Below are 12308 nucleotides of genomic sequence, written 5' to 3'. Positions count from 1 at the left end.
GGCGGCATCGAGCTCACTGAACACGCCAACAGGGATATGCCGGCGCCCGTGATCAGCGGGAAAAATCCCTTAGTGGGTACGGCGTTCCCCAATGCGACCATCGAAATTTTCGGCGGACGCGACGCACAAGGGGAATACTATCTTGGAACCACATCCGCCGATGCCGCAGGGAATTTCCGTTACGATGGAGCCCTCAGCGGCGACTATATCACCGCGACGGCGACAGACGCGCAAGGCAATACCTCTGCTTTTTCTGCTCCATTCTCCTTGCGTAACGTGTATATCGTCTCCAATTGCCAAGATGATGGCGCTGGCTCCTTGCGCGACGCCATCCGCCAAGCGGATAACCATGCTGGAGCGGATACGATTATTTTCCAAATACCTTTGGACGCGGCAGGATTTGATAGTGAACTGGGCATCTGGAGAATAGAAACGAGATCCGAACTGACTGTGAATAACGATGGGTTGCTCATCGATGGCCGGTCGCAAGCGGCGTTCATCGGTAGAGACACCAACCGCGATGGCCCGGAGATCGTCCTAACTCCCGCTGTTGCCGACATCTCTTCCGGTTTGGCTTTATATGGGAAACATAACCATATCGATGCCCTTACCATCAATGGTTTCCGCGCTTTTCAGATTTCCATCGATGGCGACAGCAACAAGGTCACGGGGTGTTACATTGGCACCGATGCAACCGGGCTCCGTCAAGGCGGATATTCCACCACAGGAATTGACATCCGCTCTGGCCGTGGCAACATCATCGGCGGCCTGCAAGGACGGGATCGTAACGTGATCGCCGGCCTCATCCATGGGATCGCGATCGTTTATGGCGCGGCTTTCAATACCATCTGCGGCAACTATATCGGCGTGAATGCCGCCGGCGGCGATACCTTGGGGAACACAGGCGATGGCATCTTTCTATCCTCTTCGGCCCACCATAACCTGATCGGACCCGGCAACGTCATTGGCGGCAACACCTACGGCATCTACTTCTTGGAAGGTTGCGGCGACAGCAACAGAGTGGTTGGTAATTTCATCGGCACCGACGCCAACGGGGTTAAGAGATTAGGTAATCATGGAGCTGGCCTCTACCTGAACAATGGCGGCGCGTACACGTTCATCGGCGGCGTGGAAACCAGCGAACGCAACCTGATTTCCGGCAATGACACGGGCATCAGCCTATGGGGGGCTGGCGCGCACCATGTGCAGATAGCCGGCAGTTTTATCGGCACCGATGTTTTCGGAACGGTCCCCTTGCCGAATAGAGGTCATGGGATTTTGCTGGAAAGCACCCCATCGAATAACATCGGTCCCAACAACCTCATCGCCTTCAACGACGGTTCCGGCATAGCGATCCTGTGGACTAGCGCCTTGCACAACACCATTAGCAAGAATCAAATCCATAGTAATGGGGAACTCGGCATCCAGCTCATGGAAGGCAGCAATGGTCGAATCTCCGCGCCGGTGCTCACTGGTCTCAATCCAGTGGTGGGCACCGCTCCGCCGAACGCCGTGGTGGAAATCTTTTCCGGACCCGATGACGAAGGCATGTATTGGGAAGCCACAGTCACGGCCGATGCCGCGGGCAATTTTTCCTGGTCGGGCACGCCTACGGGAAACTACGTGACGGCAACGGCGACGGATGCAATGGGCAATACGTCCCAATTCTCGGCAGCGCTGTACACGGCGCTTGCAGGTAATTCTGTCAGAATTCCGGACCAGTTCGCCCTGTGCGCTAACTATCCCAATCCTTTTAATCCAGTAACGACCATCGAGTACCACGTCAAAGAAAGGTGTAATGTCACCCTCACGCTCTTTGACGTGCGCGGAGAAGAAGTATGCTCTTTGGCCAAGGGCGTGCACCAACCGGGTGTGTATAGAATGACTTTTGACGCCCACGCGCTGCCGGCCGGCATCTATTTCTACCGCATCCGCATGCAGGACTTTCAAGCGGTGGGCAAAATGGTGCTGGTCAAATAGCTCGGATTGCAACACCAAAACAGACAAGAAAACTCCACCTCGGACAAGGTGCTACTGACACCCTCGGCTCAAGGCCGCAGGTGCCAAACAGTGGTCTCTGCGCTTCGTCCCGGCGGCAAAGGCTGTCGCGACCGCCCCGAGACGAAGAGCAGCAGCAGTACTGAGCACGGATAAGAAAAGGCCTTGCTCCTCTAGTCGGCGTCGACCGCGGCAAGTTCGTGTGCGCCACTCCCCACACATGGCAGGAACGAGGGCTGCCCGGCCATCGCCTGGGAGAACCAATGTACGCAGGGGCTCCTGCTCCAAAGGCGGCGGGGTGAAGCTCTTCCCCGCGATTCTGAGGTGCCCCTGAGGCGACGCCAAGCCACCGTAGGAGAATTGAGCTATCCTCAATGGAACTGCCACCCGGGGGACGCTTTCCTGCCTCTCCACAGGCATCTCAGCTCGGTGTGCCTGGTTGGGACTCGGACGCCGTGGGAAGGCTCCCGCCTCTTTGCCAGCGTCTCTAATCTTCTCTCGGTCAGGACCTTCATTCGCCTCCCGCCTTCGGATCTCGCCGGGGGATGACGAATCAAGGGTCTGTGCTCTGCGCCCCGCGTGCGTCAAACGAGGAATGTCGACCGAAGGCACTGGAACACTTGGGCTGCAGGCTGGAAGAGGAGTATTGATCGCCGCGCAGACCAGGCACGCTTGTTGCAGGTTTCATTGGTTGTCGGCTTCATAAGTTGTCGCCAAATGTCGCGCCTCTTCAATCACTTGGGCTTGAAGAGAACGAGGGTCGGGCATGGGCGAGAGTCGACCATCAGGCAGACGACCTGCGGCCACTCATGGGGCGCTATGCCGGCTGTGAGAGTTGTGTTCTAAGGAGGGCGCCATGCAAGAGCGCAGAGTGTTCTGGGCAAAGTATCATGGAGCCATGCTGGCGGGCTCCCTGGTGTTCACACTTCTGTCGGCCAGAGGACTAGCTCAGTATGCCACCGGCTCCTACCAGGGGACCGTCCCCGAAGCGTGCCTGATGTTCCTCAATCCCGGGTATCTTAACCCGGCCCGCGGCCAGGGGGCCTTGGGGATTGCCGCCAACCCGGCGGCCCTGTACAGCGTGAAGGGCACCCAGGCAGCGGTGGCCTTCGGTTTGCCCGAGAGCTCGGAGGGAAACTTTACCTTCCGGGTGAGCGACAGCTCTCTTGCCTACGGTGCCATTGACGTCGAGGCAGGCCTGAAGCTCAAGGAAATGGGCGGGTTGGCGGGACTGGGCATAGCGCATCAGTTCCGGCGCTGGCGCTTCGGCATAGCCCTGTTTCAGCCCCGGCGCGGGGGGGTCTCCCTGCGGGCCGGCGGCGACTTCCGTCTGCAGACCCACTTTCGGGTAGATACCCCCATCACCCGGCAGATGGTGCCAGACCTGCCTGTGGAGGAGATTCCTGTGAGCTGGGACGTCACCACGACGGTGGATGCCTCCTTTGCCGGTGGGCCGGGGGAGCTCTTCATTTCGGCCCTCCCCGTGGCGGCAGCCATCTCCTACACGCTCCGCCCCTTGACACTGGGGGTGGGACTCACCTACTACCGCGTGCGCACCAGCGACCGGCCTGTGCAATTCACCAGTCAGATCTCGGCGCAAGGCTATGTCACCGGAACGCCCGGGGGGATTGACCCGCTCACCAACCAACCCTGGTGGGGTACCCTCCAGGGCTCTTTCAGCCTGAACGACAACCCTTTCTCCGGCAGCTATAAGCTCAACCTTAAGGGAGACCGTTTCGCTGCCTCTGTCGGCGCCAACCTTGCTCTTGGTCCTCTCTCAGTCGGGGCCACGTACACGCGCGGGTTTCCCACTGCCCTGCATGGCAGTTATGAACTGAGGACCATTCGCACGACCGGGCCGCCCGCGGATGCACGTCTGCCCCAGGTCAGTCTGAGCTGGGACAACCGTCCGCAGCTCACCGGACAAGCAAAGCTGCTCTTGGCTGACTTCCAGAAGGACAGCGTGGTTTACCGCAACGAAGGCGAGCTACGTCTGCGGGGCTCGCACTCCATTGCCGCCGGCCTGCACCTTTTTGTCCTCGGCGTGTTCGGCGGCATGGAGATGGCGCAAGACTTTCCCGACCTTAGCTCCGCCTATGTGGGCGCCTATTTAGACGTGCCCCTGCCGGCGCTGCCCATACGACTCAACGTCGGGGTGCTGCAGCGGGCCGACGCCGTGCAGACGGAGCACGACTTTTTTGCGCCTTTCCGTGTGGTCAGCCACGTAGGCGCGGGAGCTGCAGTGCGCCTCCCCTTAGCGCGGTGGCTGGCGCTGGGCAATCAGCCGTCGTGGCTGCGCGTGGGAGTGCGTTCCTCACTCACCTCGGTGGCTTTGAAGCTCTTCACCGAGAAAACCGAGGCCCCAGAGAAGCGGGTGCTGCCCAAGGTGACCGAGACTCTCGCCTTGGGCATGGGCCTAGATCTCCCCTTCTGAGGCGACAGGGCGAACGCGAAGCTTCGGCGCGAGGGCGAGGCAACAAGCCTCGCCCTCAAGCGTCATCAGCGCACCTGTTTCGGCTTGCCTTTTTGCCTCTGTTTTGCTAAACTTGCACAACCGACTCGCATCCCCTGCATCGCGACGCGCACCTCGGCCCACGGTCGGCAAGTTTGCGCACACAAGCAGTGCAAGGAGGGAGGCATGAACATCCCGCAACCGGGTCCACACCTGGACCACATGCTCAAACAGACGCGCGAGCACCATGTGGCCTTGAGCTCCATGGCCGACCTCAAGGCCAACATCCTGATGACGCTGTCGTCGGTGGTGCTCACTCTGTCGGTGCGTTACGTGGAGACCCCTCGTACCCGAGCGGCAGCCCTAATCCTCATCTTTTTCTGTCTGCTGACCATGGTCTTTGCGGTGTACACCGTGATGCCCAAGGTCTCCGTGCTCCTCAGACGCAGGGGAAAGCCGGATGTGCACGACCCCAATTTCAACTTGCTCTTCTTCAGCGACTATCTGCAGTTGGACTATGGCGAGTACGTGAAGGCTATGGAAGAAATGATGAGCGACCCTGCACGCTCCTACGAGATGCAGCTGCGGGAGCTCTACACGCTGGGGCGCTTTTTGGCGCGGAAGAAGTACCGTTTTGTGCGGTTGGCCTATTTGGCCTTTCTCACCGGCGTTTTCGCCAGCGGGGCCATCATGTTGGTGAGTGGCCTGCTGGGATAGCCTGGCGAGAACGGGACGCCGCCGCGACCAGTTACAACGAGCAGAGGTACTCGTGGATGGAGCGCGCGGCCTTGCGCCCGGCCCCCATGGCCAAGATTACGGTGGCAGCTCCGGTGACCACGTCGCCCCCGGCCCACACGCGCTCGCGGGAGGTCTTGCCCGTTTCTTCGTCCACCACGATATTGCCGTTCTTGCCCACTTCCAAGCCTGGGGTGGTTGCCGCAATGAGGGGGTTAGGGCTATTGCCGATGGCGCAGACCACGGCGTCCACCGGCAGGCGGTATTCTGAGCCCTCAATGGGAATGGGTCGGCGGCGACCAGAGGCATCCGGCTCGCCAAGTTTCATGCGCAGGCATTCCATTTCCTTCACCCAGCCGTTGCCGTCGCCGATGTAGCGCACCGGCAGCGTAAGGAAATCGAAGATCACCCCTTCTTCCTCGGCGTTTTCTATCTCTTCGGCGCGTGCCGGCAATTCCTCGCGCGAACGCCGATAGACGATGCGCACCTCAGCCCCCAGACGCAGGGCAGTGCGAGCACAATCCATGGCCACATTCCCTCCCCCGATGACCGCCACCCGTCTGTGCTCCTTGATCGGCGTGCGGAACTTGGGGAAGAGGAAACCCTTCATCAGGTTCATGCGCGTCAGATACTCGTTTGCCGAGTAGACACCGTTGAGGTTTTCCCCGGGGATTTTCATAAACCACGGCAGTCCGGCCCCGGAACCGATAAACACGGCGTCGTACTCTTCCAGCAGGCTATCGACGGTACGCGTCTTGCCAACCACGAAATCGGTCACGATTTGCACGCCCAGGCGCCGCAGGTAATTCACCTCGCGGTGGACGATGGCCTTGGGCAGACGGAACTCCGGGATGCCGTAGACCAGTACCCCGCCCATCTTGTGCAGTGCCTCGAAAATGGTCACGGCGTGCCCCAACCTGATGAGGTCACCTGCCACGGTCAACCCAGCTGGCCCCCCTCCCACCACGGCCACTCTCCTGCCCGTGGGCGGCGGCACGGGCGGAATCTCCAATTCGCCCTGGGCCGCCTCCCAGTCCGCTAAGAAGCGCTCCAACCTGCCGATGGCAATCTGGCCCCCGCGCTTTTTTAGCAGGCATGCCGCCTCGCACTGTTCTTCTTGCGGGCACACCCTCCCGCACACCGCCGGCAGGCAGTTCTTTTCTTTGATGACCCTGATGCCGGCGGCGAAATCCTTGGCGGCTATGCACTGGATGAAACGCGGAATGTCGATCTCCACTGGGCAGCCGCTGATACAGGACGGCTTGGGGCAATTGAGGCAACGTTGTGCTTCCTCTACGGCCGTCTCCACCGGGTAGCCCAAGGCCACTTCGTTGAAATTGCGCCTGCGTACCTCGGGCGGCTGCTTGGGCATCTCTCGCCGGTGGAGATCGAGCTTTTTCTTGCTCGGCTCAGGCATGAGCGTGTCCCTGACAGATCCGGTGTTCTTCGCCTCGGCTGCTGCGATAGGCCAGCGTCTCCTCGCGCACGTACTGTTTGCGGCGCTGGAGAAGCTCCTGCCAATCGACCTGGTGCCCGTCAAAGTCCGGGCCGTCCACACAGGCGAACTGGGTGGCTCCCGCCACGCTGACCCGGCACACGCCACACATCCCGGTGCCGTCGATCATGATGGGATTGAGGCTGACCATGGTCTTGATAGCAAAAGGCTTGCTCACATCGGCAACTCGCTTCAGAAGAAAGGTACACCCATTGACCAGGATGCGGTGTATCGGCTGCGCGGCGGCGATGATCTCGGCCAGCCTCCCCACATGGCCGCGCAGCCCTTTGCTACCGTCGCGGGTGATGATGTGCAGTGCATCGGCCACAGAGCGCAGGCGCTCCTCCCAGAAGAGAAGAAAGCTGCTCCGCGCCTCCAGCACGACGATCACCCTGTTACCCGCCTGGTGCAGCGCCCGCGCGATGGGAAAGATACTGCCGATGCCATAACAGCCCCCTACACAGAGCACGGTCCCATAGTGGTCTATTTCCGTGGGTTTGCCAAGGGGCCCAACCACAGTAGGGAGCGTGCTCCCCGCAGGTAGTGCGGCCAGCGCGTTTGTCGTCCCTCCGACGTTCATGAACACAATGCTGAGGGTTCCCTCAGCTTCGTCCCAATCGGCGACCGACAATGGGATGCGCTCGCCTTCCTCTTCTGCCCGCACGATGACGAACTGCCCAGGCCGCATGCCACGCGCGACCTCTGGCGCAAAGACCGTCAGCAGGTGCATGTTGGGGACAAGCATTTGCGTTGCGCGCAGTTCAGCCATGAGTCACCCTCACTGTCACCGGACCAGTCAGCCCAAGGGGCATCGAGGTGCCCGCCAGCTGCACCGAGGCGATCCCACGCAGCTGCTCCGGGCGGACTTCGGCTTTCCCCCGCCACTGTAGGCCGTTCCCGCTCAGCTCCACCTCGGCACCATTGGCAACACCAAGCGTTGCGGCGTCTTCTGGGTGGAACACCGCCACGCTTCCGCCGAAAATAGTTCCTGCCCCCTCCACAAACGCCGCCAGCGGAAAGCCGCGATAGGTGTGCGCGCTGAGATGGGCATAGGCCATGAGGGAATCCTTCTCTGCCGGAGTTGCCTCTGCTTGCACGGCTGCCGCCGCCGTGGTCATCTCCTCCCATGGCCATCGCTGAGGCCCTCGCGAAGGGAGTGCAAGTCCTCGCTCCTCCCAGCGTGCCCAAATCTCCCGCTGCAGCTGCTGCACATTCTCATATTCGAATCCCGACTTGCCCATCTGGCGGGCCAGGCGCGCCAGGATCATCCAGTCAGGCATTGCCTGGCCAGGCGGGGCAACGGCCCTGGTCAACACGCGCAGCCTACCATCGCCATTGACCAGTGAGCCATCCACCTCGGTGAATGCGGCCACCGGGAGCAGCACGTCCACCTGGCTCTGCTCAGGCGGCAGGTAACAGTTCTGGTAAATGACATAATCTGCCCACCGCTGGGGCGCAGGGATGTGCTCGCCCACCAGGTAGAGCACGCCGAGCCTTTTCGCCGCACCCAGCGCCGACACGCTGTCCCAGGACGTTTCTGGACGACTGAAAAGCGTTTGCACCAGCATTGCCCCAAGGAAGTTGGCGTGCACAGGGAGGGGGAGGACTCCTGCCCTACAGACCCGTGCCAGTTCCTCCACAGCCGTGACAATGTCTGCGGCATGGGGTTCACGCATAAACTCGGGCCCCAGGAGGATCACTGGCCGGCGCCCTCTACGCAGAAGGCGTACGGCACTCTGCACCTCATCGTCGCGCGTCCCTGTGGAGCCGAGCACGCTCCTCGCAATCTCTGCGCTCATTGCCCGGAGAAGCTCTCCCTCTTTTCCAGGCTCGGGGCGCAACCAGAGATCCGCCACCAGCGCCAGATTGTGGTCTCTGGGGTTGAGGGTCAGCAGGCGTGCACCTCGGCGCTGCGCCCGCCGCAGCTCCACTCCCACCACCGACATGCTGAAGCGCGTATCCGCCATGACGCAGAGCACCACGTCCGCCCGCCGCAGTTCTGCCAGGGGGACTGACAGGGCATGGAGCCGCAGGTAGGATGGCAAGGCGTTCCCGTAGTAGAGGCTTCCCGAGGTGAGCACATGCGGCGAGCCCATCACCTGCGTGGCAAATTTGTAGGCGACATAAAGGTCTTCGTTAGTACAATCTGCCGAGACCAGCATGGCAAACTCGTCAGGCTGGCAGGCGGCCATGCGCTCTGCCGCGTGCGCCAGTGCCTCCTCCCACGATACCTCCACGTAGGCCCCTCCCTTGCGCACTGCCGGCAATCGGGCACGCTCCGGCGTGTTCACCAGTTCGGCGATGCAGAAACGTCCCTTGACGCACAGCTGCCCGGCATTGACCGCTGGGTCCTCTGCGGGCAGGCTGCCGATGACTTCACCGCCCTTCACTTCGAGCTGGATGCGGCACCCCAGGCCACACAGTGCGCAAGTGCTGCGTACGGTGCGCTCCGGCTTCCCTTCCCACTTTCGGACCTTTTCTGCCAATGCCCCAGTGGGGCAGACCTCCACGCATGCGCCGCAGAATTCGCAGCCTGCTTCTAAGTGAGTGCGCTGAAAAGCAGGCCCAATCACCGTGTACCTGCCCCGCTGCTTGAAAGATAGGGTGTTCGCCAGGCGCACCTCCTGGCACACGCGGATGCAGCGACCACAGAGAATGCACAGGTTGTAATCCCGGTCGTAGAAGGGGTCTTCTTTCTCCACGCGCAGGCCGCGGTAGTACACGGGGTAGCCGATCTCCTTCACGCCCAGGTAGCGCACCACCTCCTGGAGCTCGCAGTGATTGTCATTGGGGCAGAAGCGGCAGCCGGTGGTGACCCCCACCTTGCGGATGGTGTGCATGTACTCACGGCACTCCTGCTCCTCATCGCATACCAAGCAGCTTGCCGGGTGTTCGCTCAGAATGAGGCGCAGAATTTCGCTACGCATCTGCTGCAACTGCACGGTGTGCGTGCGCACCACCATGCCCTCTTCGGCCGGCGTGGTGCAGGCCGTAGGAAAGCCCCGCATACCGTCCACCTCCACCACGCAGAGGCGACACCCCCCGAACGGTACCAAGTCCTTGTGCGCGCACAGGGTGGGGATGTAGATGCCATGCTGCTGCGCCGCCTGCAGAATGGTCGACCCGGCTGCCACGCGCAGGGGCTGATTATCGATGCGAATGCCAATGCTACTGCCGTTGCGTTTGCTCATCGCTTGCTTTCCGTCGCGATCTGATGACGATAGCGTCGCCTGCTATGGCATCGAAGCGGCAGATTTCATAGCAGGCACGGCACTTGATGCACTTGCTCGGATCGAGGTTGTGGGGCTCGGCGCGCGGGCCCGTAATTGCCCCGGTGGGACAAACGCTCACACAACGCTGGCAGCCGGTACACTTTTCGGGAATGACCCGATACTCAATGAGCTCGCGGCAGACAGTGGCGGGGCAATACTTCTCGCGGACGTGGGCGAGGTACTCGGGCCGGAAGTAGCGGAGGGTGGTGAGCACCGGATTGGGGGCTGTCTGGCCCAGCCCGCACAGCGAGCCGCGCTTGACGGTTTCGCCGAGAGTCTCCAGGCGCGTCAAGTCCTCGGGCTCGCCGCGCCCCGCCACGATGCGTTCCAGAATTTCCACTAAATGGCGTGAGCCGACCCGGCAGGGGGAGCACTTGCCGCAGGATTCTTTCTGGGTAAAGTCCAGAAAGTAGCGCGCCACGTCGACCACACAGGTATCCTCGTCCATCACAATCAGTCCGCCAGAGCCCATGATGGACCCGGCCGCAGCCAGCGACTCATAGTTTATGGGCGTGTCGAGAAATTCTGCCGACAGGCATCCGCCTGAGGGCCCACCGGTCTGCACCGCCTTGAAGGGCTTGCGCGTGCCGCCGCCTATGTCGAAGATGATGCGGCGCAAGGTGGTGCCCAGCGGCACTTCGATGAGCCCGGTACGTCGTACCTTGCCCACCAGGGAGAACGTCTTGGTGCCATAGTTGCCCTCGGTACCAAACTGCCGGTACCAGCGCGCCCCGTTCCGCAGAATGTGCGGCAGCGTGCCCAGCGTCTCGACATTGTTGATGATGGTCGGCTTGCCGTGCAGGCCGCTGACTGCAGGATAGGGTGGTCGCGACCGCGGCATGCCGCGCTTGCCTTCAATGGAGGCGATGAGCGCGGTTTCTTCGCCGCACACAAATGCCCCCGCGCCCTCTTTGATGGTGATGTCGAAGCTAAAGCCTGAGCCCTGAATGTCGTGCCCCAACAAGCCGCAGGCACGCATCTGGGCCAGGGCGTGCTTCAGACGCTGCACGGCCAGAGGATACTCGGCGCGAATGTAGATGTACCCCTGGGTAGCTCCGATGGCAAAGGCGGCAATCACCATCCCTTCCAACACGGCGTGCGGGTCGCTCTCCAAGAGCGAGCGATTCATGAAAGCGCCCGGGTCCCCCTCGTCGGCATTGCAAATGAGGTACTTCACCTTGCCGGGGGCGTTGCGGCAGATTTCCCACTTCCGGTGGGTGGGGAAACCGGCACCCCCACGACCGCGCAGTCCAGCGTCCTTGACTTCTTCAACCACCGCCTCTGGGCCGATGGCAAAGGCGCGCATCAGCCCGGCATAGCCGTCGTTAGCGATGTAGTGCTGCACGTCCTCGGGATCGATGAGACCGCAGTTCTTCAGGACCACTCTGACCTGCGGCTTGAGCATGGGCAGCTCGAAGAAGCGGGGAAGAGACGAGGGGAGCTGGTTTTCGCCATTGCCAAAGTGGCCCACGGCATGGTTCAGGGGCACTTCTCCGTGCCGCAGGCTCGTGCTAACGATACGCCGCGCCTGCTCAGGCGTCACATTGGCAAAGCTGACGCGCGGCTGCCCAGGAAGGGCGATGTCCAACAACGGCTCCAGATAGCATGGCCCGATGCAACCAGTCTGCACGATGCGGGCCCGGAAGTTCTCCTCGGCCAGCGTCTGCTGAACTGCAGCCAACACCTCACCTGCACCGGCTGCCCTCCCACAGGAGGCCATGCCGATGTAGATGACGGGCACCTCGCTCTGCTGCAAGGCCCGCCAGGCCTGTGCCGCCTTCTCGCGTAGTTCCTCGAACCTACTGGTAGGCACTCAGTATCTCCTTGAGACGGATCACCGTCACCCGGCTGTGGATGTCGTCGTTCACCTGCACCACCGGGGCCAAGGCACAGCACCCCAGGCACGCCACACGCTGCAAGTCGAACCGTCCGTCCGCCGAGGTCTGCCCCGGGGCAATGCCCACTTCTCGCTGCACCGCCTCCAAGAGGATCTGCCCCCCACGCACGTGGCAGGCGGTCCCTAAGCACACGCGAATCGAATGGCGACCTGGAGGGACAAAGCGGAACTGGGAGTAGAAAGAGGCTACACCGTAAACTTGGTTCTCGGACACCTTCAGGAAACGCGCGATTTTGCGCACGCTCTCCTCGGAAATGTAGCCGTCCCTCTGCTGCATGCGCTGCAAGATCGGGATCAGCTCGCCTTCCTCACCTGCGCACCCGGCAAAGATGTCATCCTCTGTCTGCACATTCCCTCCTCAGCTGGGCAGTCGCACTTCCGGTTGGCTCAGGAAAATGCAGTCGGTCAACTCCACTTCCCCACGGACAAAATCCTCGGCAAAGGCCAGGCAGGTAGGGG

General features: G+C 61.6%; 8 protein-coding genes. 3 read left to right on the top strand and 5 right to left on the bottom strand.

Annotation, left to right across the window (positions count from 1 at the left end; genetic code table 11):
- The first annotated feature begins 48 nt into the window (after positions 1–48).
- From H5U38_11275 to H5U38_11265, 3 genes are all read left to right on the top strand, one after another.
- A complete protein-coding gene (locus H5U38_11275; protein ID MBC7187606.1) occupies positions 49–1980 on the top strand; it encodes a right-handed parallel beta-helix repeat-containing protein in 1932 nt (643 codons plus the stop codon).
- Positions 1981–2854: 874 nt separating this feature from the next.
- A complete protein-coding gene (locus tag H5U38_11270; GenBank protein MBC7187605.1) occupies positions 2855–4432 on the top strand; it encodes a hypothetical protein in 1578 nt (525 codons plus the stop codon).
- 204 nt (positions 4433–4636) lie between these two features.
- Positions 4637–5167 carry a hypothetical protein gene (locus tag H5U38_11265; GenBank protein MBC7187604.1) on the top strand — a complete coding sequence of 177 codons (531 nt, stop codon included), beginning with the start codon at positions 4637–4639 and terminating at the stop codon, positions 5165–5167.
- Between the two features lie 31 nt (positions 5168–5198).
- Here the strand turns inward: H5U38_11265 and gltA are convergent, their stop codons facing one another.
- The 5 genes from gltA to nuoE form a co-directional block, all read right to left on the bottom strand.
- Entirely contained in the window at positions 5199–6602 is a 1404-nt protein-coding gene (gene gltA / locus H5U38_11260; protein MBC7187603.1) for an NADPH-dependent glutamate synthase, read from the bottom strand.
- Entirely contained in the window at positions 6595–7449 is an 855-nt protein-coding gene (locus H5U38_11255; protein MBC7187602.1) for a sulfide/dihydroorotate dehydrogenase-like FAD/NAD-binding protein, read from the bottom strand. Before H5U38_11255 ends, gltA begins: the two co-directional genes overlap by 8 nt.
- A complete protein-coding gene (locus tag H5U38_11250) occupies positions 7442–9871 on the bottom strand; it encodes a molybdopterin-dependent oxidoreductase (protein MBC7187601.1) in 2430 nt (809 codons plus the stop codon). Before H5U38_11250 ends, H5U38_11255 begins: the two co-directional genes overlap by 8 nt.
- The gene (locus tag H5U38_11245; GenBank protein ID MBC7187600.1) at positions 9849–11672 is read right to left on the bottom strand and encodes an NADH-quinone oxidoreductase subunit NuoF; all 1824 of its coding nucleotides are present in this window, start codon (positions 11670–11672) and stop codon (positions 9849–9851) included. The genes H5U38_11250 and H5U38_11245 overlap by 23 nt, the downstream gene beginning before the upstream one ends.
- A gap of 79 nt (positions 11673–11751) precedes the next feature.
- Complete coding sequence (gene nuoE, locus H5U38_11240) at positions 11752–12198, bottom strand: NADH-quinone oxidoreductase subunit NuoE (protein MBC7187599.1); 447 nt, start codon at positions 12196–12198, stop codon at positions 11752–11754.
- Positions 12199–12308 lie beyond the last annotated feature (110 nt).

Source organism: Calditrichota bacterium (assembly GCA_014359355.1).
Classification (GTDB): Bacteria; Zhuqueibacterota; Zhuqueibacteria; order JANLFK01; family Oleimicrobiaceae; genus Oleimicrobium.
This window is presented reverse-complemented; position numbering and strand designations above follow the sequence as displayed.